This is a genomic window from Pseudomonas stagnisoli (assembly GCF_048595745.1).
GTDB classification, from domain to species: Bacteria; Pseudomonadota; Gammaproteobacteria; order Pseudomonadales; family Pseudomonadaceae; genus Aquipseudomonas; species Aquipseudomonas alcaligenes_A.
On the sequence record NZ_CP184361.1, the window covers coordinates 3990677 to 4013466 of the forward strand.

Annotated in this window: 20 protein-coding genes; 1 reads left to right on the plus strand and 19 read right to left on the minus strand. The window is 67.0% G+C overall.

Features of this window, described 5'->3' with window-relative positions; genetic code table 11:
- Positions 1-7: 7 nt before the first annotated feature.
- Both dtd and pip read right to left on the minus strand, forming a co-directional pair.
- Positions 8-445: a D-aminoacyl-tRNA deacylase gene (gene dtd, locus ACOAPY_RS19210; protein WP_076424247.1), complete on the minus strand. Its 438-nt coding sequence runs from the start codon at positions 443-445 to the stop codon at positions 8-10.
- On the minus strand, positions 442-1413 hold the full coding sequence (gene pip, locus ACOAPY_RS19215) for a prolyl aminopeptidase (RefSeq protein ID WP_076424246.1): 972 nt from the start codon (positions 1411-1413) through the stop codon (positions 442-444). Before pip ends, dtd begins: the two co-directional genes overlap by 4 nt.
- Positions 1414-1505: 92 nt before the next feature.
- Here pip and ACOAPY_RS19220 point away from each other — a divergent pair, with 92 nt between their 5' ends.
- Complete coding sequence (locus tag ACOAPY_RS19220; protein ID WP_465154359.1) at positions 1506-1937, plus strand: hypothetical protein; 432 nt, start codon at positions 1506-1508, stop codon at positions 1935-1937.
- A gap of 36 nt (positions 1938-1973) precedes the next feature.
- Here the strand turns inward: ACOAPY_RS19220 and ACOAPY_RS19225 are convergent, their stop codons facing one another.
- From ACOAPY_RS19225 to bioB, 17 genes are all read right to left on the minus strand, one after another.
- A complete protein-coding gene (locus ACOAPY_RS19225; protein ID WP_465156875.1) occupies positions 1974-2528 on the minus strand; it encodes a lipocalin family protein in 555 nt (184 codons plus the stop codon).
- Positions 2528-2782 carry an outer membrane protein assembly factor BamE domain-containing protein gene (gene bamE, locus ACOAPY_RS19230; protein WP_465154360.1) on the minus strand — a complete coding sequence of 85 codons (255 nt, stop codon included), beginning with the start codon at positions 2780-2782 and terminating at the stop codon, positions 2528-2530. Before bamE ends, ACOAPY_RS19225 begins: the two co-directional genes overlap by 1 nt.
- 73 nt (positions 2783-2855) lie before the next feature.
- Positions 2856-3455: a DUF924 family protein gene (locus ACOAPY_RS19235; RefSeq protein WP_465154361.1), complete on the minus strand. Its 600-nt coding sequence runs from the start codon at positions 3453-3455 to the stop codon at positions 2856-2858.
- A 3-nt stretch (positions 3456-3458) separates the two neighbouring features.
- Positions 3459-4469: a class 1 fructose-bisphosphatase gene (locus ACOAPY_RS19240; protein ID WP_465154362.1), complete on the minus strand. Its 1011-nt coding sequence runs from the start codon at positions 4467-4469 to the stop codon at positions 3459-3461.
- 121 nt (positions 4470-4590) lie between these two features.
- The gene (locus ACOAPY_RS19245; protein ID WP_465154363.1) at positions 4591-6417 is read right to left on the minus strand and encodes an autotransporter domain-containing protein; all 1827 of its coding nucleotides are present in this window, start codon (positions 6415-6417) and stop codon (positions 4591-4593) included.
- 93 nt (positions 6418-6510) lie between these two features.
- Positions 6511-7854 carry a DUF3999 domain-containing protein gene (locus ACOAPY_RS19250; RefSeq protein ID WP_465154364.1) on the minus strand — a complete coding sequence of 448 codons (1344 nt, stop codon included), beginning with the start codon at positions 7852-7854 and terminating at the stop codon, positions 6511-6513.
- Positions 7851-11432 (minus strand): DUF2339 domain-containing protein, encoded by a 3582-nt coding sequence (locus ACOAPY_RS19255; protein WP_465154365.1) that lies wholly within the window; start codon positions 11430-11432, stop codon positions 7851-7853. Before ACOAPY_RS19255 ends, ACOAPY_RS19250 begins: the two co-directional genes overlap by 4 nt.
- A 202-nt stretch (positions 11433-11634) precedes the next feature.
- Positions 11635-13413: an acyl-CoA dehydrogenase C-terminal domain-containing protein gene (locus ACOAPY_RS19260; RefSeq protein WP_465154366.1), complete on the minus strand. Its 1779-nt coding sequence runs from the start codon at positions 13411-13413 to the stop codon at positions 11635-11637.
- Positions 13414-13537: 124 nt separating this feature from the next.
- Complete coding sequence (locus ACOAPY_RS19265) at positions 13538-14830, minus strand: GGDEF domain-containing protein (protein ID WP_465154367.1); 1293 nt, start codon at positions 14828-14830, stop codon at positions 13538-13540.
- A 156-nt stretch (positions 14831-14986) separates the two neighbouring features.
- Positions 14987-16792, minus strand: coding sequence for a phenylacyl-CoA dehydrogenase (locus tag ACOAPY_RS19270; RefSeq protein ID WP_021698889.1), 1806 nt, complete (start codon positions 16790-16792; stop codon positions 14987-14989).
- Positions 16793-16960: 168 nt separating this feature from the next.
- Positions 16961-17719 (minus strand): putative metalloprotease CJM1_0395 family protein, encoded by a 759-nt coding sequence (locus tag ACOAPY_RS19275; RefSeq protein WP_465154368.1) that lies wholly within the window; start codon positions 17717-17719, stop codon positions 16961-16963.
- Positions 17720-17775: 56 nt separating this feature from the next.
- Positions 17776-18072: a hypothetical protein gene (locus tag ACOAPY_RS19280; protein WP_465154369.1), complete on the minus strand. Its 297-nt coding sequence runs from the start codon at positions 18070-18072 to the stop codon at positions 17776-17778.
- 95 nt (positions 18073-18167) lie between these two features.
- Positions 18168-18845, minus strand: coding sequence for a dethiobiotin synthase (bioD, locus tag ACOAPY_RS19285; RefSeq protein WP_465154370.1), 678 nt, complete (start codon positions 18843-18845; stop codon positions 18168-18170).
- Between the two features lie 36 nt (positions 18846-18881).
- The gene (bioC, locus tag ACOAPY_RS19290; RefSeq protein WP_465154371.1) at positions 18882-19694 is read right to left on the minus strand and encodes a malonyl-ACP O-methyltransferase BioC; all 813 of its coding nucleotides are present in this window, start codon (positions 19692-19694) and stop codon (positions 18882-18884) included.
- Entirely contained in the window at positions 19663-20394 is a 732-nt protein-coding gene (locus tag ACOAPY_RS19295; protein ID WP_465154372.1) for an alpha/beta fold hydrolase, read from the minus strand. The genes bioC and ACOAPY_RS19295 overlap by 32 nt, the downstream gene beginning before the upstream one ends.
- Positions 20387-21556 (minus strand): 8-amino-7-oxononanoate synthase, encoded by a 1170-nt coding sequence (bioF, locus tag ACOAPY_RS19300; RefSeq protein WP_465154373.1) that lies wholly within the window; start codon positions 21554-21556, stop codon positions 20387-20389. Before bioF ends, ACOAPY_RS19295 begins: the two co-directional genes overlap by 8 nt.
- A 121-nt stretch (positions 21557-21677) precedes the next feature.
- On the minus strand, positions 21678-22736 hold the full coding sequence (bioB, locus tag ACOAPY_RS19305) for a biotin synthase BioB (RefSeq protein WP_465154374.1): 1059 nt from the start codon (positions 22734-22736) through the stop codon (positions 21678-21680).
- Positions 22737-22790: the final 54 nt, after the last annotated feature.

Here is a 22790-nt window from a genome sequence, read left to right on the forward strand (position 1 = left end):
ATCGCGCTCAGATGTCGAGGAGAAAGGTCACCGGCCCATCGTTGATCAGGTGTACCTGCATGTCGGCGCCGAAACGTCCGGTGGCCACCTGCGGGTGTTGCTCGCGAGCCAGCTCGACCAGGCGCTCGAACAGGGCCAGGCCCTGCGCCGGCGGCGCCGCGGTGGAGAAGCTCGGACGCAGACCGCTGCGGGTATCGGCGGCGAGGGTGAACTGCGAGACCAGCAGCAGGCCACCGTTCACGTCCTGCAGTGACCGATTCATCTTGCCGGCGGCATCGGCGAACACCCGGTAGGCGAGCAGGCGCTGCAGCCCCTTGGCCAGGGTCTGCGCATCATCCTGCGGCTCGATGCCGACCAGTGCCAGCAGGCCCTGATCGATGGCACCGACCACCTCGCCCTCGACTTCGACGCGGGCCGCGCGCACCCGCTGGATCAGCAGCTTCATGCCTCTTCCAACGGCAGGTCGAGCAGGCGCCGCGCCATCTGGTCGGCGGCCCGCACCAGGGCGTCGGTGATGCCCGGCTCGGCGGCCGAGTGACCCGCGTCGCGGATGATCTGCAGCTCGCTGTTCGGCCAGGCCTGGTGCAGCGCCCAGGCGTTGTCCAGCGGGCAGATCACGTCGTAGCGGCCATGCACGATCACGCCCGGCAGGTGGGCGATCTTCGGCATGTCGCGCAGCAGCTGGTCGTCAGCCAGGAAGGCGTTGTTGACGAAGTAGTGGCACTCGATGCGGGCGATCGACAGCGCGCGATGTGGCTCGCTGAAACGGTCGACCACCTGCGAGTTGGGGCGCAGCGTGGCGGTACGTCCTTCCCAGGTCGACCAGGCCTTGGCGGCGTGCATCTGGGCGATCTGGTCCGGACCGGTCAGGCGTTTGTAGAAGGCCTGTACCAGGTCGCCGCGCTCCTCGGCCGGGATCGGCGCCAGGTAGTCTTCCCAGTAGTCGGGGAACAGGCGGCTGGCACCTTCCTGATAGAACCAGCTGATCTCCTGCGGGCGGCACAGGAAGATGCCGCGCAGGATCAGGCCATGCACACGCTCGGGATGGGCCTGGGCGTAGGCCAGCGCCAGGGTCGAACCCCAGGAGCCGCCGAACAGCAGCCACTTGTCTATGCCGAGGTGTTCGCGAATGCGCTCCAGGTCGGCCACCAGGGCCTGGGTGGTGTTGTTCTCCAGGCTGGCGTGCGGAGTGGAGCGGCCGCAACCACGCTGATCGAAGGTGACGATGCGGTACAGGTTGGGGTCGAAGTAGCGGCGGCTGGCGGCATCGCAGCCGGCGCCCGGGCCACCGTGGATGAACACCACCGGCAGGCCCTCCGGCGAGCCACTCTCGTCCACGTACAGGACATGCGGCTCCTCCACCGCCAGCTCGTGGCGAGCGTAGGGTTTGATCTCCGGATACAAAGTCAGCATGGCGCACTCCCGAGTCTGTGCGTAAGGTCCCTGAGGCCGTCTGCCGACGGCCAGCCGTGCCGGGCATCATAACCATGAAAAGGACCTTGAACATGACTCCAGCGCGATTAATCCCGGCTTTTCTGCTGGCCTGCGCCCTGCTCAGCGGCTGCACGCCCAACACCCCACAAGCCGCCCTGGAAGCTGCCGTGCAGCAGCTGCAGGCCAACATCGAAGCCAAGGACAACGGCGCGGTGCTGGACCAGCTGCATCCGCAGTTCAGCGCCCAGCAACAGTACGACCGCACCTGGGCACAGCGCACCATGGCCCTGCTGTTCCTGCGCCACAAGCAGGTGCGGGTGATGGCCATCGGCACCCGCAGCGAGATCGACCCGACCTACAGCCACAAGGGCCATACCCGCGCCGAGGTGGCCCTGACCGGCGCCGAGGGTCTGATCCCGGACAGCGCCCGCCACTACAGCGTCAGGCTGGAATGGTGGCTGGAAGACGGCGAGTGGCAGCTGGCGCGCCTGGCGTGGGAGTAACGCACTGGCTGCGGCCCGCCCCGCGCAGGGCTGCTACTAGGGCTTGACCTGCTCATCCGCCACGCGCCAGATCAGCGCATCGGTGTCGTAGCCGCGCGCGCGCGCCTCGGCCAGCAGCTGTTCACGGGTCTCGGCCGAGACCTGCGGGGTGCGCGACAACAGCCAGAGGTACTCGCGATTGGGGTTGCCGACCAGCACGTGCTGGTAGTCCTGATCCAGGTAGAGCACCCAGTAGTCGCCTTTGGCCACGCCGGGGAAAAGTGCGCTGAACCAGTTGTCAAAGCTCACCCACAGCTTGTCGGTGCGACCGGCCTCCTGGGCCACGGCGCGCCCGCGCGCCTCGATCCACTCGCCCTCCAGGGTACGGCAGCGGTTGGTCACGCCGATGCTGCCATCCTCCTGCAGAAGGTAGTGCGCCTCGGACTGGGCGCAGTTGCGCTGGAAGAACATCGGCAGGCGCGCCAGTTCGTACCAGGTGCCCTGGTAGCGCTGCAGATCAACCTGGCCGGCGCTGGCCGGCGGAGCTTCCGCGGACGAACTGGCGCAGCCGGCCAGCAGGGCAAGTGCCAGGGTGCAGAACAGGGCACGCATCATTTCAGCCCCTGGCCGGAAAACAGCATCACCTTGTCCGCGGCGAACTGCACGTTGATGAAGGCTTTTTCATCACCCCAGGTGCAGCTGGTCAGGCCGATGGCGCCGGAGCATTCGGTCGGACTGCCGAGCAGGCTCTCCACTTCGCTCTTGGCCATGCCGGCCTTGAGCTTGGAATAGTTTTCCTGGTTGATCTTGCTGCAGGCGGCCAGCAGGACACAGGCGGCGACTACAGCGACAGAGCGCAGCGACATGACGAACTCCTCAAGGGAAAGAAACTGCGACAGAGCTTGGCACAGGAGCGGCTCGATTGCGCTTCTTGGGACTTCAGAAACGCGAACCCGGTTCCTCGAGAAAGGCCAGTTCCTGCGACGAGGAAACACGACCAAGCAGGACATTGCGATGAGGGAAGCGGCCGAAGCGGCGAATCACCTGGCGGTGACGTTCGGCATAATCCAGGTAGCCGTCGAACAGCCCGCGCTCGGCAGCCGGAGCCTGGTCGCGCAGCGCGACGAAGCGCGCGACCGCCTCATCCTGGAGAGCCAGGTCCTCGGCGTGCTCCAGCACCAGGTAGGCGAACACCCGGCGGATCGCCGGCAGATCCTGATCGAACCCTCGCGCCAGGCCCTCTCGCAGCACCTGCCTGGCACGCGAGTCGCCGGCGAAGGCCTGCGCCGTGCCGCGATGAATCATGCGCGGTAGCTGGTCAAGCAGCAGGAGCAGCGCCAGGCGCCCGTCGGCACCCCCACACCAGTCATCCAGACCACCGGCCAGCGCCTGCTCGCAGAGTTCGCCGAAACGGCGGCTAGCCTCGTCATCCTGCTCGGCGCGGTAGCCGAACCACAGGCCACTGCGCTGCGCCGCTACCTCGCCGGCGGTTACGGCAGCGCCGAACCACCAGTCCAGCAACGGCTGCCAGGCGGGCATGGTTCAGGCCTGGTGGTAGCCGGTGACGCGCTCGACTTCTTCCTTCGAGCCGAGGAACACCGCCACGCGCTGGTGCAGGGATTCCGGCTGGATGTCGAGGATGCGCTGGGTGCCGTTGGTGGCGGCGCCGCCGGCCTGCTCGATGAGCATGGACATCGGGTTGGCCTCGTACATCAGGCGCAGCTTGCCCGGCTTCTCCGGCTCACGGGCGTCGCGCGGGTACATGAACAGGCCGCCGCGGGTGAGGATGCGGTGCACGTCGGCCACCATCGAGGCGATCCAGCGCATGTTGTAGTTCTTGCCCAGCGGGCCTTCCTTGCCGGCCAGCAGCTCGGAGACATAGCGCTGCACCGGGGCTTCCCAGTGACGCTGGTTGGACATGTTGATGGCGAACTCGGCGGTGCTTTCCGGGACGCGGATGTTTTCGTGGGTGAGCACGAAGCTGCCCATTTCGCGATCCAGGGTGAAGCCCATCACGCCGTCGCCCAGGGTCAGCATCAGCATGGTCTGCGGGCCGTAGATGGCGTAGCCGGCGGCGACCTGCTGGGTACCCGGCTGCAGGAAAGCTTTCTCGTCGAGACTGTCGTTCTGGCTCAGGTACTGATCCGGGCAGCGCAGCACGGAGAAAATGGTGCCGACCGAGACGTTGACGTCGATATTGCTGGAGCCGTCCAGCGGGTCGAACACCAGCAGGTAGGCACCCTTGGGGTACCTACCGGGAATCTGGTAGGCGTTGTCCATTTCCTCGGACGCCATGCCGGCCAGGTGGCCGCCCCACTCGTTGGCCTCCAGGAGAATTTCGTTGGAAATCACGTCGAGCTTCTTCTGCACCTCGCCCTGCACGTTCTCGGTGCCCATGCTGCCGAGTACGCCGCCCAGTGCGCCCTTGGACACGGCATGGCTGATTTCCTTGCACGCACGCGCCACCACCTCGATGAGGAAGCGCAAGTCGGCAGGGGTGTTGTGACTGCGGGTCTGTTCGATCAGGTAGCGGCTCAGGGTGACGCGCGACATGGGGGGCTCCGGAGGAGGAAGTGAAAATCGCGCGCAGTTTACCCGTCTGTGACCGCCGCGTCTCGACCCGCCCGGCGCCCACCGCAAAGAAGTGGGGCCTCGAACGAGGCCCCGGTGTGACTCAGATATCCCAGGACAGGGACAGGTTGATGCCGTGCGAGTCGCTGTCGTCGGCGTCGCGGAAGGTGTACGCCCCCCGTACGGCCATGCCCGGAGCGAGCTGGTGGCTGACGCCGAAGCTGGCGCGCCAGGTCTTGTCGTCCGGGGTGTAGCCTTCCAGGGTGTAACCGATGGTCGGCAGGCTGCGCAGCGACATGTCGACTTCGCTGGCGTCGTCCTCGTACTCGCGCTCCATCGCCACTTCACCGAACAGACGGGTCTGCTGGTTCAGGTCATACAGGCCCTGCAGACCGATCCCCAGGCGCTTGGAGTTGCGCTTCTGGTCGCCGTACTCCAGCGCGGTCGATCTGGCGCTGTCCTCGGCATAGCCGTCCACTTCGACTCGCGCATAGTCGGCGCTGACGAAGGGACTGAGGTGCCACGGGCTGTCGGCGCTCTGGGCGATGTCGTAGCCGATACGGCCGCTCAGGCTCCACAGGTCGCCATCGGTGTCGCCCTTCTCGCTGCGGGTGGTCTGGCCGAGGTCGAACTGACGCTCGAGATCCTTGTAGTCCAGGTAGCCAACGCTGGCCGCCAGCTCACCCCACCAGCGATTCTGCTGGTACTGGGCGAAAGCGGTGGCCAGGTAGCTGCGCAGGTCGTAGTCGGAGTTGGCGTCCCCGGCCTCCAGGCCCTGCTCGTAGAAACCGGCGGCCAGGCCGACGCGCCAGGCTTCGTCAAGGCGATAGCTGCCGCCGACGTTCAGGCTGTAGCCATTGCCATCGGCGTCGCTCTCGTAGACGTCATAGGACAGGCGCTGACCGCCGCCATTGACGAAGGATCGCCACTGACCCACTGCCTGCCAGGCCTCCCAGTCCGCCTGCCACTGCGCGCGCAGCTGGTCCTGGTGCGAGCGCAGGGTGCCATGCGCCATCTCCGGCAGCAGGCTGATCTCCCAGGGAGCGGCCAGCAGCGAGTAGGCATAGTCGGCGATCAGCATCTGCCCGGCGATGGTCGGGTGCACGCTGTCGTTGAACAGCAGCTTGGTCGGGTCGGGGTTGGTGCCGTTGATGCCGTAGATCGGGTTTTGGTTGCTGCAGTTGTCGAAACAGGTGCTGATCAGCTGCGACGAGCTCTGGTCACTGGCCAAGCCATAGCTACCAGGGCTGGCCAATACCTCGGAGAGCATTAGCGGGATATTCAGCGGGATGATCTCAGCATCCACCGTGGACAACTGGCGCACCAGCTCGGCATTGAAATCGGCAGCCAGGCCCGACACCGTGCTCTGCAGGCCGGAACCGAAGAAGTTGGGCGTCCGTCCTACATCAGGCAACAACCAGACCATGATGTACCGAGCACCGGCACGCTGCAGCGACTCCACACTATCAACCAGGCGACCAGCAGACGCCTGAGCAGTGGCGGTACTGGTTACTTGGAACTGAAGGAAATCATTACCGCCGCCGGTAATGTAATAGAGCGCATTGGGGTCGGCACGCAACCCGTTGGCTGCCAGATATTGATTGTTGACCGTACCGAGGATCTGGTCGGTTCGGTAGCCCCCTACCGCCCAGTTATTGCCTCCCGCATTCGCCGCCGCAAGACCGGCATCACCGAGTCCCAACTGGCTGCCCAAGAGCATGGGCGATACCTGAGCATAGGGCTCACCGGCCTGATAAGTCGGACCGACCCGATTGGTGAAGCGACGAGCGCCGCTTGAGTCGGTGGTCCAGCCCGCATCGCTCAGGCTGTCGCCGAACACGATCAGGTTCGAATAGGGAGAGGCGTGCAGCGGAAGGGATGCACTGGCCAGCAGGCAGGCCGCCGCAAGGGGGGTCAGTAAGCGCTTCATCGGAATGTCCTTGTCATTGTTATTGGACCGGTGGAACTTCCCGACTTTATCGTGATTTTTCTCTCAATTCACTAAGCGCTTGACCTCGGAGAACTAGTGTTCACCGGACTTCGCTTGACGCAACAAGCTGAAGGCCATGCCACCGAGAAGCGCGACGCCTGCCAGCAGAACACTCCATAAGCCCACGCGTTTCCAGTCAGCCGCGGACTGTGCGGCGTCGGCCGCCTGCTGCACCGCTGCCGGTACTTGTTCGGGCGCCGTGGCGCGCCCCAGGCTGGCCAGGCGTTTGGGTTCGTAGCCGGGAATCAGGGTGCCCAGCGGCAGCGCCGCGGAATGCGCCCCAGCATCGCCCAGGGCCAGGCGGTAGGGAGCGGAACCGCGGGCGAGGAACACCACCTGGGTGCCGCGCACCGCCACCTGGATGGTCGGCGCCGGGCTGCCCAGGCCACCGCCGCGAGCGTCGACGCGCAGGCGCAACTGCTGCACCGGTGCCCCCCACAGTTCGATCTCGTTCTGCAGCGCCTCCTGGCCATCCTGCGGCAGGCGATAGAGCAGGCCACGCGTCAGCGGCTGCCATTCGAGCTTGCCGGCACCGCGTGCGGCCAGGCTGACCGGCGCCAGCACATTGCCCGCCGGCAGCTCGACGCGAATCCTCTGCAAAGGCAGCGACAGCGGCAGTTCCCAGCTGTAATCGCCGGCATTGCTCGAGGTCGGCCGCAGCGGCGCGGACCAGGCCAGCGAGGGGGCAGCTGACGGGTGATCAATACTCACCACACGCGCGGCACGCAGCGCCGGCGCCTGCTGCGGCGCCTGCCACAGCAGGCGCAGGTAGCGCGCCTTGGCGCCCGGCAGGGCCACCTCGCGCTGCTCGACGCGCTCGCCATCGAAGCTCAGGCGGGCGATCTGCCCGTCCTCCCAGCGCCGCCACTGCTGCAGGTCGTCGCTGGCCTCGATGGAAAAGCGCTGGAATCCCTCCTGCTCGGCATTCCAATCCAGCTGCAGGCGATGCAGCGGCTGGTCGAAGGCGCTGGCATCCAGCAGCCAGCCACGCAGCACCTGCTCACCCGACGCCACCTGCTCGGGCGCCACCTCCACCAGGGTGCCGCTGGTACTGCGCTGCACGCGGATGGCCGGAACCGCCTGAGTGTCAGCGGGGCCTGTCAGCGGGAACCACTTCACCGCCGCCTCCTGGCGCTGCTCCGCCGGCTGGGAAGCACCTAGGGTCAGGGCATAGGCCAGCTCCTCGCCCTCGGCATTGACCACCCGCAGGTCACGCAGGTCGGTATGACGGGCAGCCATCTGCAGCGACAGCGGTAGCTCCAGACGATACCAGGGCCCCTCGCCTTCCAGCGTCAGCGGTACCTGGGTCGCGTAGTCGGCTTGCGCCAGCGGCGCCATGAGCAGCGTCATGAGGGCCGGTAAGAGGTATTTATTCATGCGTTCACCTGGTCAGGCTCGGCTTTGCGCGGCGGCAGCGGGGCGAAGTAGCCCACCACCAGCAGCAATACGCCGACGCCGATAAAGGAAATGATGCGCTCCAGGCCGCCACGATTGCCCAGTTCGACGAAGAACAGCTTGGCCACCACCACGGCGATCAGCACCGCGCCCAGCAGCCACAGCTCGCGGCGGCCGCGCAGGTGGCCGAGGATCATCAGCGGCAGGGCGATCAGGGTCCAGACAATGGACAGTCCGGCCTGCACCAGCATCGAGTCGAGCAGCGCATCCAGCTCGTAGGGCACGCCGCCCCAATGATGGGCCGCGCGGAATACGCTGGCGGTCAGCACCACGAACAGCGAGGCACCGACGACTGTCTGCGCGATGCGCTCGCCATACGCAGCCAGCCCCAGCTGCGGCAGACCGCCGCGCAGCCAGGTGTAGATCGCCAGCAGTACCAGCAGCATGCCCAGCTCCAGCGGGTTGAGCAGCGGCAGGTAGGGCAACGGATCGGCGCTGCCGTCGCTGGCGATGTTGGCCAGCCACAACCAGCCGAGCATCAGCAGCGCCAGTGGCGCGGCCGCCAGCACCCGGTATTCGCGCGGGTAGGCCGCTACCGGCCAGGGCCAGGCGCGCGGTGCGGCCATGGCCAGGAGGAAGGCACTCGGCAACACGGCCCAGCCCAGCCAGCGCCAGGCGTTGTAGTGCTCGGCCAACAGCATCAGGCCATAACGCAACTCCAGGGCCAGCACGCCGAGCATCAGCCAGCAGCCCAGCACATGGGCGGCACTGCGCACGCCCGCCGGCAGCAGTTCCGCCAGGCGCTTGAGCGACCACAGGTGCACGGCGCAGACCAGACCCCAGCCGAGCCAGCCGAACCCCGCGGCCGGATGGTAAAAACGATGCCCCAGGTGCAGCAGGATGACCACCGCAGCCGGCACCAGCAACGTGCCCAGCAGCGCCAGCGCACGCCAGCGCAGACGCCCGGCCAGCCAGCTCCACAGCGCCACGCTGAGCGCCGCCAGGGCCAGCAGCGCCGCGCCCTGCAGGTCAGCGGCGACGAAGCGCAACACCTCACTGGCCAGCGCCAGCACCCACCAGCCGGCCCCCCAGGCCAGCAACAGCTGCGCCAGACGCTGCAGGCTCAGGCTACCCAGCGTACCGGCCTGCTCACGCAACAGTACGTGACGCAGACGCCAGGCGCCGATCTGCGCCGCCAGGGCCAGCACCAGCGGTGCCCAGAAGCCGGCATGCGCCAGCGGGCGCAGACCTTCGCTCGGCAGCGCGCCGAGCAACAGCGGGCTGGCGGCGAGGAAGGCGATACCGCCGACCACCTGCAGCAGCAGGCCGAACAGGAAGCTGGCGCGCAGCTGCAGGTGCAGACTGAGCCAGAGGATCAGCAGGCCCGTGCCCGCCCATACCGCCGCAGCGCTCTGCCAGGGCAACACGAACAGTACCGCCAGGTTGACGAAAACCAGGCCGACCAGCATCACCAGCGACAGGCCGCGCATCAGCCGGCGATCCTCGCTGACCAGCTTGTCGCGCACCGCGATCAGCATGCCGGCGACCAATGCCAGACCGATCAACGAGCAGACCATCAGGCCACGCCAGCCGGAATAGAACACCCCGGACTCGCCCAGCCCGCTGCCCTGCATCTGCGTGAGGAATACCGCACCACCGAGCAACTGCACGGCGAAGGCCGTGAACAGGAAACTGCGCGCCTGCAGCCGCAGGCCAACGAACAAGGTGGCCAGCCCCGCCAGCGCCCAAGCGATGGCCGTACCCTCGGCGCCGAAACACAGCGGCGCGATCAGGTAGAGAAACAGCAGGCCCGCCACCGCCAGCCAAGGCAGGCCACGACGCTCCCAGTCGGGACTCGCCTCGAGCGGCGCCCGGCGCAGCTGCCAGTAGCTGAACAGCAGCGCCACGCCGAGCATCAGCGCACCCAGCGGCGCACCGTTGAGCAGGTTCTCGTAACCGATATCGACCTGGCCGAGGAAGGCCAGCGCCGCACCGACCTGCAGCAGCAGGGCGAAGATGCGCGCCAGCGGCCGCCCCTGGCGCAGCCCCAGCCAGTAGATGCCGGCGCCTTCCACCGCCCAGGCGGCGGAGGTCCAGCGCGCATCCAGGCCCAGCGGGATGGCCAGGGTGGCGAACACCACGCCCAGGGCCAGGCAGGTTTCCATCAACAGCAGCACGTTGCGCCCGCGCAGCAGACGCGCCAGCAGCAGATAGAACAGGCCGAGGCCCAGGGCGCTGAACGCGGCGGCGAACTCAAGGTGCTGGACGATGGCGTACTGCAGGCCGAAGCCCACCAGCGGCGGACCGAACAGCACGGTGGCATCGACATAGTCGGCGCGCCCGCGCGACCAGCGCAGCAACTCGTCGCGCCCCTCCGGCGCGCCCGCCGCCTCGCGCAGCCGGCGCCGGGCGAACAGCAGGCCGATGGCCACGTACATCAGAAAAAACACAATCAGGAACGGCTCGCTGCTCCACAGCAGCTCCGGGGTGTAGGAGCGCAGGCCCCAGGCGAAACCGATGCCGAAGGTGCCCAGGAAGCCGACCAGGTTGAGCAGGCGCCAGGCCTTGAACCAGGCGATGGCGAGGATGCCGGCGTTGAGCAGGATGAAGTAGCTGAACAGCGCCACATGGTTGCCGCTGCCGGTGGACGTGAGGATCGGCGCGGCGAAGCCGCCGAGCGCCGCCGCCACTGCCAGGCCCAGGGCGTTCTGCGCCACGGCGAGAATGGCCGAGAAGGCGGTGACCAGCACCAGCAGGCCGAGCGCCAGCTTCGGATCAAGCAGCGGGGGCAGGCGCATCGCGGCGAACACCGTCAGGTACAGCACGGCGATGCCGGTGCCCTGCAGCATCAGGCCGTAGTTCGGGTTACGCCGGCGCAACCACCAGCCGAGCCCAAGCAGGCCGATGGCGCTGGCCGCCACGCCGGCATAGCGCAATTCCACCGGCACCACCATGCCCTCGGTGGCGTAACGCAGGAGGAAGGCCAGGCCGAGGAACAGCAGCACCACGCCGACGCGTAGCACGGTATTGCCGCCCAACAGCCAGGCCTGGGCGATGTCGATGGCACGTTCGATGGGTGATGGTTCGCGCGGCGGTACCGGCGAGCGCGGGATTGAGGACTGCGGCGGCTGGGGGTGCGCCGGCGCCGCGGCGGGCTGCATGGCCACCGCAGCGGCGGCGGGCAACTCCGGCAGCTCCCAGACCAGCTCGTCGGCCGCGCTCTCAGGCAGCGACTCCGGCGCGACCGGCACCGGAGCCGCCTCGGGCTCTGGCTTGGGCGGGACATCAGCGGCGGCAGCGGGCACCTCGGGCTCGGCAGTCGCTGGCTGGCCACTCTCCAGCCTTGTCAGCCGCTCGACCATGGCCGTGGTGCCGCGCTCGAAGCGCTCGGCGAAGCCTTTCAGCTCCTCGCGCAAGCGCGCATTGTCGGCGCCGAGTTGCTGCAGGCGCAGTGCCTGGCCCAGACCCAGGCCGATCAGGCCGCCGAGCAGGGCGGAGGTCACCGATTCACCGGCCAGTGCGCCCAGCACCAGGCCGACCAGCATGAAGATCCATTGCATGCGTTGTATCCCTGCGAGACCCGCGAACGACGCGGGGCGCACCGAGTATATCGGCGCGCCCTGCCTCCCACACAGAGACGTAGGTCAACTGGCGCACAGACACAACGCTTCGCAGGCTTACGTTCTTCCGGACAACGCAATCCCACGCCCACAGAAACGCAAAAGCCCCGCCGAGGCGGGGCTTTGCATCACCGAAACGCGCTTAGAACTGCGCGGCGTCCAGCAGGTACAGCGACTCGCTACCGGCCTTGACCGAGGCGGTCAGCGAGTGGATGCGCGGCAGCAGGCGGGCGAAGAAGAAGCGCGCGGTGCCCAGCTTGCTGGCGTAGAAGTCGTCCTGACCTTCCTTGCCCAGCGCGGCGCGGGCCATCAGGGCCCACATGTAGGCGTAGGCGGTGTAGCCGAACACGTGCAAGTACTCCACCGAAGCAGCGCCGATTTCGTTCGGGTTGGCCTTGGCCTGGTCGATGACCCAGGCGGTCAGCGCATCGAGGTTTTCCACGGCGGCCTTCAGCGGGCCGGTGAACTCGGCCAGCGAGGCGTCGGCGGTAGCGACGAAGCTCTTGATCTCATCGGACAGGTGCCTGTAGAAGCTGCCACCGCTGCCGACGATCTTGCGACCCATCAGGTCCAGCGACTGGATGCCGTTGGTGCCTTCGTAGATCTGGGTGATGCGGCAGTCACGGATCAGCTGCTCCTGGCCCCACTCGCGGATGAAGCCGTGGCCGCCGAAGATCTGCTGGCCGTGCACGGTGGTTTCCAGGCCCATGTCGGTGAGGAAGGCCTTGGCCACCGGGGTCAGCAGGGCGACCAGCTCCTCGGCACGCTTGGCGGTTTCCTTGTCTTCACTGTACTTGGCAGTGTCCAGCTGCATGGCGACATAGCTGGAGAAGGCGCGACCGCCCTCGTTCAGCGCCTTCATGGTCAGCAGCATGCGGCGCACGTCCGGATGCACGATGATCGGGTCGGCGGCTTTTTCCTTCGCCACCGGGCCGGTCGGCGCGCGGCTCTGGATACGCTCGCGGGCGTACTCGACGGCGCTCTGGTAGGAACGCTCGCCCAGGGCCAGGCCCTGGATGCCGACGCCCAGACGCTCGTAGTTCATCATGGTGAACATGGCGTTGAGGCCCTTGTTCACTTCACCGACCAGGTAGCCGGTGGCGCCGTCGAAGTTCATCACGCAGGTGGCCGACGCCTTGATGCCCATCTTGTGTTCGATCGAGCCGCAGCCCAGCGAGTTCTTCGCACCCAGCGAACCATCGGCGTTGACCATCACCTTCGGCACCAGGAACAGCGAGATACCCTTCGGGCCGGCCGGGGCGTCCGGCAGCTTGGCCAGCACCAGGTGGATGATGTTCTCGGTCAGGTCGTGCTCACCGCCGGTGATGAAGATCTTGGTGCCGGAAATCTTGTAGCTGCCATCGGCCTGCGGTTCGGCCTTGGTGCGGATGATGCCCAGGTCGGTACCGGCGTGCGGCTCGGTCAGGCACATGGAACCGGCCCAGACACCGGCGTACATGTTAGGCAGGTACTGCTGCTTCAGCTCTTCGCTGGCGTGGTTGAGGATCGACAGGCAGGCACCGGCGGTCAGCATCGGGTACAGGCCGAAGGACAGGTTGGCCGAGTTGACCATTTCCTCGACCTGGGCACCGATCACTTTCGGCATGCCCATGCCGCCGAACTCCGGCGAGCCACCAACGCCGACCCAACCGCCTTCGGCGTAGGTCTGGTAGGCCTCGGGGAAGCCGGCCGGGGTCTTCACCGCGCCGTCAACCCAGGAGCAGCCTTCTTCATCGCCACTGCGGTTCAGCGGGGCGATGGTGCCGCCACTGACCTTGCCGGCTTCTTCGAGAATGGCAGCCGCGGTATCGGCATCGACCACCTCGGCCAGGCCGGGGAGCTCGGCCCACAGCTTGGAAACGTCGAAGACTTCATTGAGAACGAAGCGCATGTCGCGCAGGGGAGCTTTGTAGTCGGCCATGGAACGATCCTCGGGAGCAACGGAACGGCCGACGATCCGGCCGTTTCAACATGGCCCGGAGTCTATCCGAACACAAAAACAGGACATAGGTTCAGGTTATGGACTACCGGTCACAACGCATGCGCTATTCGGCGGCAGCCGCGACCCGCACCGCACCACGACGGCTCTCACCCTGCGCCACCACGCAGTTGCGCCCGGCTTTCTTGGCCGCATAAAGGGCCTTGTCGGCACAGCGAATCACCTCGTCGGCGGAACGCTGCTGCAGCTCACGCTCGGCCACGCCGATACTGATGGTCACCGATACACTGCCAGCCCCGCCGGGCCTGCGCCGCTGGCGCCCCTCCTTGTCGCTCTTCGGGCGCTGCTGGCGATCGCGCAGCTGCAGCGGATACTTCTCGACCGCCTCGCGCACCGCCTCCAGGTGCGGCCGGCACTCGTCCAGCGACTTGCCGGGAAACACCAGGGTGAACTCCTCGCCCCCGTAGCGATAAGCCTTGCCACCGCCGCCGACCTTGCGCAGCTGGCTGGCGACCAGCTTGAGCACTTCGTCGCCAACGTCGTGGCCGTGGGTGTCGTTGAATTTCTTGAAGTGATCAACGTCGGCCATGGCGATCACGTAATTGCGCCCCAGGCGCTCCAGGCGGTCGTTCAGCGCGCGGCGCCCGGGTAGCCCGGTGAGTTCGTCGCGATAGGCCATCTGATAGGCCTCGTGCACCACCGCCGCCACGATCATCAGCATCACCAGGCTGCTCATCACCTGCAACGCATGCGGCAAGATGAAGGTGTTGGGCAGCATCCACAGCAGCCCGAGCAGGCCTAGCAACAGCGCCGCATGTAGCGGCCGCGGCTGGCGCAGGTACTGCACCGCGAGCAGCACACCGGCGATCAGGAACAGCGGGTAGGCCAGCTGGATCAGGCTCATCCACTGCCCATGCCAGAGCGGCCAGTGGATCTCCGTCAACCAGCCCTGCAGGCCGGCGGGGAAGCGACGCGCCAGGGCCAGCGCAGTGCCGCCGATAGCCAGCAGCACGGCGGCTCGCGCCACCATGTCCTGCAGCAGGTGGCTACGCTCGCGCCAGGCGCCGAACAGGCCGTACAGCAACGGCAGCAGCAAGCTGCACAGATGGAACACCAGCGCGGCATCCTGGCGCACCTGGCCCTGCTCGCGGAAGTGATCGGTCTGGATGTCCAGCAGGAAGTAGGCGAGGTAGACCACCACCAGCAGGGAGAACTCGCGCTGGCGGCCATAGACCACGCAGAAGGCGCCGCCCAGCAGCAGGAGAAGGGTCGGCAGCACGTTGAACAGCGACAGGAAGAACTCGCTCAGCTCCCCCAGGCGCGCCACGGCCAGGCCGGCCAGCAGCAGTGGCAGGGCGGTCAGCAGATGGTCGGGGCGGTAGGCGCTTAGACGAGGCACGGGCAACGGAGCATTGGCTGGGATGATGCAGCATTCTGCCTGCATCGCACGCAAAGGGCAGCGGAAATCCTTCGCATTCCGTCGTGCATTTTCCTCGACCCATAAAAAAACCGCAGCCCGAAGGCTGCGGTTTTCTGACCTGAGGTCGGACCGGACTTAGTAGCCCAGAGCGAAGTGCTCTTCGTCCATTTCCATCAGGTTGTTGGCGCCGGACAGCATGGCTTCGACGTGGGCACGAGTACGCGGCAGGATGCGCTGGAAGTAGAAGCGCGCGGTCTGCAGCTTGGCCTTGTAGAAAGCTTCGTCGTCGGTACCGGCAGCCAGCTTCTCGGCGGCCAGACGCGCCATGTCGGCCCAGAAGTAGGCCAGGCAGGCGTAGCCGGAGTACATCAGGTAGTCCACGGAAGCGGCACCGACTTCTTCGCGATCTTTCATCGCAGCCATGCCGATCTTCATGGTGATGTCGCCCCACTCCTTGTTCAGCTGAGCCAGCGGAGCAACGAGGCCCTTGATGGCTTCGTTGCCTTCGTTGGCCTGGCAGAACTTGTGCACGATCTTGGTGAAGTTCTTCAGCGCGCCGCCCTGGGTCATCAGGACCTTACGACCCAGCAGGTCGAGGGCCTGAACGCCGGTGGTGCCTTCGTACATCATCGAGATACGGCAGTCGCGCATGTTCTGCTCCATGCCCCACTCGGCGATGAAGCCGTGGCCGCCGTAGATCTGCATGCCGTGGGAGGACGCTTCGAAGCCGACTTCGGTCATGAAGGCCTTGGCGATCGGAGTCAGGAAAGCCAGCAGCTCGTCGGCGGCCTTCTTCTCTTCTTCGTCCTGGCTGTACTTGACCAGGTCAACCTGCTTGGCAGCGAAGTAGACCATGGCGCGGTTGCCTTCGGCGAAAGCCTTCATGGTCAGCAGCATACGACGCACGTCCGGGTGGACGATGATCGGGTCGGCCGCTTTGTCCGGCGCTTTCGGACCGGTCAGGGAACGCATCTGCAGACGCTCGCGAGCGTACTTCAGGCCGCCCTGGAAGCCGATTTCGGCGTGGGCCAAACCCTGCAGGGCGGTACCCAGACGAGCAGTGTTCATGAAGGTGAACATGCAGTTCAGGCCTTTGTTGGCCGGGCCGATCAGGTAGCCAGTGGCACCGTCGAAGTTCATCACGCAGGTGGCGTTGCCGTGGATGCCCATCTTGTGCTCGATCGAGCCGCAGGAAACGCTGTTGCGCTGACCGGCGGAACCATCGGCGTTCGGCAGGAACTTCGGCACGATGAACAGGGAGATACCCTTGGTGCCCTGCGGGGCGTCGGGCAGGCGGGCCAGCACGATGTGGACGATGTTGCCCGACATGTCGTGCTCACCGGCGGAGATGAAGATCTTGGTGCCGGAAACCTTGTAGGAACCGTCGGCCTGGGGCTCGGCCTTGGTGCGCAGCATGCCCAGGTCGGTACCGCAGTGCGGCTCGGTCAGGCACATGGTGCCGGTCCACTCGCCGGAAACCAGCTTGGTCAGGTAGACGTGCTTCTGCTCGTCGGTACCGTGCTCGGAGATGGTGTTCATGGCCCCGTGCGACAGGCCCGGGTACATGCCCCAGGACCAGTTGGCTTCGCCAACCATTTCGCTGATGGCCAGACCCAGGGATTCCGGCAGACCTTGACCGCCGTGCTCGACGTCATGAGCCAGGCTCGGCCAGCCGCCTTCGACGAACTGTTGGTAGGCTTCTTTGAAGCCGGTCGGGGTCTTCACGCCTTCCGGAGTCCAGGTGCAGCCCTCGATGTCACCCACACGATTCAGCGGAGCGATTACCTGCTCGCAGAACTTGGCGCCTTCTTCGAGGATGGCGTTGACCATGTCCGGGGTAGCATCTTGGCAAGCCGGCAGGCTCTGATAGTGCGCTTCGTAGCCGAGCAGTTCGTCGCGAACGAAGCGGATATCACGCAAGGGGGCCTTGTACTCAGGCATAGCGGTAAACCTCTACGGTGGATTCCTTAGTGTTAGGGTGACCGAGCGAATCGGTCATGTGCGGGATGACTCCCGACGCCCGGCAGGCACGAACCGGCCCAGCAATCAAACAGGCGTTTGAAACATACGTTTACGCCCTACCCTTGTCAAGCACCCGCCAGGAGCCGCTCAGGCCAGCAGATCGACCGTTGGCACGGGGGCCTGCAGCTGGGCCAGACGCAGGTATAAATCCAGTCTAGGCGGTGGCGCGCTGGGTTGCCGCTCCTGATCTGCCGTCTCTTCCTCGCGAGCCTTGCGCTCCTCCTCCGCGGCGAGGCGCTCCTCGCGCAGCGCGGCACGCTCCTCGGCGGCGCTGGCCGCCTCTTCACGGCGCAACTGCGCCAGCTCGGCGCGCGCCTGGGTCGCCTGGGCGGCGGCCTGGGCGGCGACGCGGCGGTCCTGGGCGGAGGGCTCGGCGGGCGCCAGGGCGGCGCGCTGCACCAGCTCCATCTTGCGCAGGGTCGCCTCGGGATCATTGGGAATAGGGCTGCTGTCGATGCTGACTTCGCCACCAATGGCGTAGCGCTTGCCATCCGGGCCGCGAGTAAAGGTGTAGGTGGGGGCTCCGGCATAGGCGCCGCCGACCGCCGCATGGGCCTGCTCGTGAGCCCGCACCTCGCGATCACGAGTGGCCAGCTCGGCAATCTCCAGCTGCTCCTGGCGTTGCTGCTGGGCTTCGCGGGGGGATGCCTTTTCCTCTTCCGCCTCGCCGCGTGCCGGGCTGGCCGCCTCGTCGCGCAGGGCCGTGTCGTCGGTAGAGGTGACTGACTGGCCGGAGGGCAGGGACTCTTCGCTGGGAGCAGGCTGGGAAAGACTGGACGAAACGGGGCGGGCCGCCTGGGACAACGGCAGAGGCGCGACATAGAGCGTAGCGCTGCCGATCTGCATCAGACCCTCCTCGCCGCGGGGCGAGCCCTCTATTTACTGCGGCGCTGACGCTCCGGTCAGGCGCGGGTGTCGATCAGCGTGCCCAGCACTTCGTCGGCGGTTTCCACCACCCGCGCGCTGGCCTGCACTTCGTTACGCCCCTGCATCAGGCCGACCAGGCTCTCGGCCATGTCGGCCTGGGTGTTGGCCTGGCTCTGCGGGCTCGGTTCGACCTGCTGGGCCGGGGGCGCCTCGGCCGGCGCCCGCGTCGGCAAGGTATTACCGGCGATCTCACTGGCTGCCTGCTCGACACGGCGCTGCCCGGCCTGAATGCCGCTGAGACCCGCACTGAAAGCGTTACCAGAGATTTCCATGCTTGCGACTCCCTCACGGGACAGACTCATGCCTGCAATTGAAGCAGAAAATGCTCAAAAAACGTACAAGCAAAGCGCGATGGCCGATCAGCGGCTTATAACGCCGACAAACTCAGGTGCGCCGCCACCGCCGCGGGTGTCGCCAAGGCCAGACGAGGCACTCGCCCGAGACAGGGCGCAGGCAGGCGCTCGGCCAGGGTCGCCAGGTTCTCCTCCAGGCGCGAGGTCTGTGGATCGACAATATTGGCCACCCAGCCCGCCAGATGCAGGCCGTCGTGCGCGATGGCCTCGGCGGTCAACACCGCGTGATTGATGCAGCCCAGGCGCACACCGACCACCAGGATCACCGGCAACTCCAACGCCACGGCCAGGTCGGCCAGGGTCTCGCTCCCGGCCAGCGGCACGCGCCAGCCACCAGCGCCCTCGACCAGGGTGAAATCGGCGCCACGCGCCAGCACCTGCTGCACCGCCGGGCGCAAGCGCGCCACGTTCAGCTCGACAGCCGCCTCGCGCGCGGCCAGATGCGGCGCGATGGCGGGCGCGAAGGCGAAGGGATTGACCTCGGCATAGTCCAGTGCCAGCGAGCACTGCCCGAGCAGGGCCAGCGCGTCGTCGTTGCGCAGCCCCGCGGCCGTCTGCTCGCAGCCGGAAGCCACCGGCTTGGCCGCCGCCGTGCTCAACCCTGCCAAGCGGGCGGCGTGCAGCAGGCCCGCGGCGATGGTGGTCTTGCCGATCTCGGTGTCGGTGCCCGTGACGAAGAAGGCTTGGGCCATGGCTGTTATTCCTCGAAGTCGTGGGGCACGCGGCCCTTAGTCGGGCCGCCGCAGCACGCCGTAAACCACTTGGTAGGTGGCCGGCAGCCCAGCGGGCTGGCGAAAATGCTCGTAGGCCTCGACCAGGGCGCGAATGCGCGCACGCCCGATAAGGCCGTCGGGACGCCCCGGATTGAGGTTGTGTGCGCCCAGGGCCTTGAGCTCATGGGTCAGCGCGCGCAGGTCGGGAAAATGCAGCACCCGGGCCTGGCGCTCCAGCGTCAGCACCTGTAGCCCACTGGCGGCACACAGTGCCTGGTAGCCCTCGAAGCGGCGGAAGCGATTGACGTGGACGAACCCATCCACCGCCTGCCAACTGTCGCGCAGCTCCTGCAGGGTACCGACGCACAGGCTGCTGAACGCCAGCACGCCACCAGGCCGCAGCACGCGGCGCGCTTCGCCGAGCACGGCGGCGAAATCGCCGCACCATTGCACGGCCAGGCTGGAGAACATCAGGTCGAGGCTGCCATCACGCAGCGGCAAACGCTCGGCATCGCCAGCGATGAAATGGCCCGCCCCACCCTGCGGCCGGGCATGGCGCAGCATGCCCTCGGCCAGGTCCAGGGCCACACCTTCGGCCTGCGGGTAATGCTCGGCCAGGCGCCGGGTGAAATGCCCGGTGCCACTGCCCAGGTCCAGCCAGCGGGTCGGCAGCAATGGCGGCAGGCGTTGCAGCAGTTCACCGCCGACCGCGCGCTGCAATTCGGCAACGCTATCGTAACTCGCCGCCGCCCGGGAAAAGGATTCGGCCACCCGGCGCTTGTCCGGCAGTGCAGCGTCAGACATCGCCGGCCTCGGTGATAAAGGCATGAATGGCGGCGGCCACCTCGTGCGGGCGCTCCAGCGGGAAGGCATGGCTGACTTCCTCGATTAAACCCACCTCGATATCCGGCTGCAGTGCCAGCAGCTCGCCGGCCACCTCGGCCGGCACCAGTGCATCGGCACCGGCCAGCAGATGCAGCTGTGGCCCGACGAAGCGCTGCAGGGCGCTGCGCCCGTCGAAGTTGCCCAGCACCTCCAGACCGGCCAGCAGCACCTCGGGGTCCAGGTTCGGTGCCGCGGCCTGCAGCTGACGCGCGAGGCCGCGCGCCTCGCTCGAACCCTGGGTGCAGAGCAGGCTGAAGCGTTTTAGCGTGGCCGCCGGATGGTCACGGCAGCCGGCGACGAAGGCGTCGAAGGAGGCCTCGTCCATGCCATATGGCCAGTCTGCCCCGGCGACGAAACAGGGGTTGCTGGCCAGGGTCAGCAGGCCGCGGCAGCGCTCGCCGCGCAGAGCCGCCAGCTCGCTGGCGAGCATGCCGCCGAGCGACCAGCCGCCCAGCCAGGTGTGTGGCGGCAGGCGCTCGTCCAGCTCCAGCAACCAGTCGCGCGGCTCGCCACGACTCAGCTCGGGCAGCGGCTCGATATCCACCCTGAGTGCCGGGTCGAGCCCACGCAGGGCCTCGGCCAGCACCTCCAGCGGCAGGCTACCCAGGCCCCAGCCCGGTAGCAGGATCAGATGATCACGCATCTTGGTTCACCAATGGCCAGCACTCGGCCAGCGCGGCCAGCAGCCGTTCCAGCTGCGCCTCGCTGTGGGCGGCGGACAAGGTCACGCGCAGGCGTGCGCTGCCAGCTGGCACGGTCGGCGGGCGGATGGCGCCGACCAGCAGGCCGCGATCCTTGAGCAACGCGGAGAGTTTGAGCGCCCGCTCACTGTCGCCGACCAGGATCGGCTGGATCGGCGTCGGGCTGGCCATCAGGTTCAGGCCAATCTCCGTGGCGCCAGCGCGGAAGCGGGCGATCAGCCGGTTGAGGTGCTCGCGGCGCCAGCCTTCCGTGCGCAGCAGCTCCAGGCTCTTCAGCGTGGCGCAGGCCACGGCCGGCGGCTGGCTGGTGGTGTAGATGTAGGGGCGGGCGAACTGGATCAGCGTCTCGATCAGCTCCTCGCTGCCGGCGACGAAGGCGCCGGCGGTGCCGAAGCCCTTGCCCAGGGTGCCGACCAGCACCGGCACGTCCTCGATCCCCAGGCCGAAATGCTCGACGATGCCGCCGCCGGTGGCGCCCAGCGGGCCGAAGCCGTGAGCGTCATCGACCATCACCCAGGCGCCCTTGCTGCGGGCTTCGGCGCACAGCGCCGGCAGGTCGGCCAGGTCGCCGTCCATGCTGAACACGCCGTCGGTCACCACCAGGGTATTGCCCTCTGCCTTATCCAGGCGCTTGCTCAGGCTGACTGCATCGTTGTGCAGGTAGCGCGAAAAGCGCGCGCCGGACAGCAGGCCGGCGTCCAACAGCGAGGCGTGGTTGAGACGGTCCTCCAGCACCGTATCGCCCTGCCCGACCAGCGCGGTGACGGCAGCCAGATTGGCCATGTAGCCTGTGGAGAACAGCAGCGCGCGCGCGCGCCCGGTGAACGCGGCCAGGGCTTCCTCCAGTTCGTGGTGAGGCGAGCTGTGGCCGATCACCAGGTGCGAGGCACCGCCGCCGACGCCCCATTGTTCCGCGCCAGCGCGCAGCGCCGCAATCACCTCGGGGTGGTTGGCCAGGCCCAGGTAGTCGTTGGAACAGAAGGCCAGCAGCGGGCGGCCGTCGACCACCACCTCGGGCCCCTGCGGGCTTTCCAGCAGCGGACGCTGGCGGTAGAGGTGGGCGGCGTGGCGCTCGGCTAAACGGGCGGCGAGATCGAAAGGCATGGATGGCTCGATGAGGTTTCATCTCCCCCTCTCCCGCTCGCGGGAGAGGGGCCGGGGGAGAGGGTTGAAACCGCCCCTCTCCCCAGCCCTCTCCCATCAATGGGAGAGGGGGCGTTCTGCGTCACGCCGAAGCGGCGTCGTAGAACAACTTGGAGTCGCGCTGCTCGGCCAGAGCCTGCTCGATGGCGGCCTGATGCACCTCGTCGGCATGCTCCTCGCGCTCTTCCGGTTTGATGCCGAGGCGCTTGAACAGGGCCATGTCCTTGTCGGCCTGCGGGTTGGCCGTGGTCAGCAGCTTCTCGCCGTAAAAAATGGAATTAGCGCCGGCCATAAAGGCCAGGGCCTGCATCTGCTCGTTCATCGCCTCGCGGCCGGCAGACAGGCGTACGTGCGACTTGGGCATCATGATCCGCGCCACGGCGAGCATGCGAATGAAGTCGAACGGATCGACGTCCTTCTCGCCAGCCAGCGGCGTGCCCTCGACCTTGACCAGCATGTTGATCGGCACGCTTTCCGGGTGTTCGGGCAGGTTGGCCAGCTGGATCAGCAGGCCGGCGCGGTCGTCGAGCGACTCGCCCATGCCGAGGATGCCGCCGGAGCAGATCTTCATCCCCGCCTCGCGCACGTAGGCCAGGGTCTGCAGGCGCTCGGAGTAGGTGCGGGTGGTGATGATGTTGCCGTAGAACTCCGGCGAGGTGTCCAGGTTATGGTTGTAGTAGTCAAGGCCGGCGGCGGCCAGCGCGCGGGTCTGCTCCTGGTCGAGCTTGCCCAGGGTCATGCAGGTCTCCAGGCCCAGCGCCTTGACGCCTTCGACCATTTTCAGCACATAGGGCATGTCCTTGGCCGACGGGTGCTTCCACGCCGCGCCCATGCAGAAGCGGGTGGAGCCGATGGCCTTGGCCTCGGCGGCCGCCTCCAGCACCTTCTGCACCTCCATCAGCTTTTGCTTGTCCAGGCCGGTGTTGTAGTGGCCGGACTGCGGGCAGTACTTGCAGTCCTCGGGACAGGCGCCGGTCTTGATCGACAGCAGGGTGGAAACCTGCACACGGTTCGGGTCGAAGTACATGCGGTGCACGGTCTGCGCCTGGAACAGCAGGTCGTTGAACGGCTGCTCGAACAGCGCCTTGACCTCGGCGAGGGACCAATCGTGACGGGTGGCGGTGGCGACGCTGGCGCTCATGGGGTGATTCCTTGTTCTAGGCTGTGCAACACGGCTGAGGCATCGTCAAGGGAA

Bases quoted from the DNA above. Each gene is read 5' to 3' on its own strand.
- dtd (WP_076424247.1), bottom strand. From the start codon at position 445: ATGAAGCTGCTGATCCAGCGGGTGCGCGCGGCCCGCGTCGAAGTCGAG.
- pip (WP_076424246.1), bottom strand. From the start codon at position 1,413: ATGCTGACTTTGTATCCGGAGATCAAACCCTACGCTCGCCACGAGCTG.
- ACOAPY_RS19220 (WP_465154359.1), top strand. From the start codon at position 1,506: ATGACTCCAGCGCGATTAATCCCGGCTTTTCTGCTGGCCTGCGCCCTG.
- ACOAPY_RS19225 (WP_465156875.1), bottom strand. From the start codon at position 2,528: ATGCGTGCCCTGTTCTGCACCCTGGCACTTGCCCTGCTGGCCGGCTGC.
- bamE (WP_465154360.1), bottom strand. From the start codon at position 2,782: ATGTCGCTGCGCTCTGTCGCTGTAGTCGCCGCCTGTGTCCTGCTGGCC.
- ACOAPY_RS19235 (WP_465154361.1), bottom strand. From the start codon at position 3,455: ATGCCCGCCTGGCAGCCGTTGCTGGACTGGTGGTTCGGCGCTGCCGTA.
- ACOAPY_RS19240 (WP_465154362.1), bottom strand. From the start codon at position 4,469: ATGTCGCGCGTCACCCTGAGCCGCTACCTGATCGAACAGACCCGCAGT.
- ACOAPY_RS19245 (WP_465154363.1), bottom strand. From the start codon at position 6,417: ATGAAGCGCTTACTGACCCCCCTTGCGGCGGCCTGCCTGCTGGCCAGT.
- ACOAPY_RS19250 (WP_465154364.1), bottom strand. From the start codon at position 7,854: ATGAATAAATACCTCTTACCGGCCCTCATGACGCTGCTCATGGCGCCG.
- ACOAPY_RS19255 (WP_465154365.1), bottom strand. From the start codon at position 11,432: ATGCAATGGATCTTCATGCTGGTCGGCCTGGTGCTGGGCGCACTGGCC.
- ACOAPY_RS19260 (WP_465154366.1), bottom strand. From the start codon at position 13,413: ATGGCCGACTACAAAGCTCCCCTGCGCGACATGCGCTTCGTTCTCAAT.
- ACOAPY_RS19270 (WP_021698889.1), bottom strand. From the start codon at position 16,792: ATGCCTGAGTACAAGGCCCCCTTGCGTGATATCCGCTTCGTTCGCGAC.
- ACOAPY_RS19275 (WP_465154368.1), bottom strand. From the start codon at position 17,719: ATGCAGATCGGCAGCGCTACGCTCTATGTCGCGCCTCTGCCGTTGTCC.
- ACOAPY_RS19280 (WP_465154369.1), bottom strand. From the start codon at position 18,072: ATGGAAATCTCTGGTAACGCTTTCAGTGCGGGTCTCAGCGGCATTCAG.
- bioD (WP_465154370.1), bottom strand. From the start codon at position 18,845: ATGGCCCAAGCCTTCTTCGTCACGGGCACCGACACCGAGATCGGCAAG.
- bioC (WP_465154371.1), bottom strand. From the start codon at position 19,694: ATGCCTTTATCACCGAGGCCGGCGATGTCTGACGCTGCACTGCCGGAC.
- ACOAPY_RS19295 (WP_465154372.1), bottom strand. From the start codon at position 20,394: ATGCGTGATCATCTGATCCTGCTACCGGGCTGGGGCCTGGGTAGCCTG.
- bioF (WP_465154373.1), bottom strand. From the start codon at position 21,556: ATGCCTTTCGATCTCGCCGCCCGTTTAGCCGAGCGCCACGCCGCCCAC.
- bioB (WP_465154374.1), bottom strand. From the start codon at position 22,736: ATGAGCGCCAGCGTCGCCACCGCCACCCGTCACGATTGGTCCCTCGCC.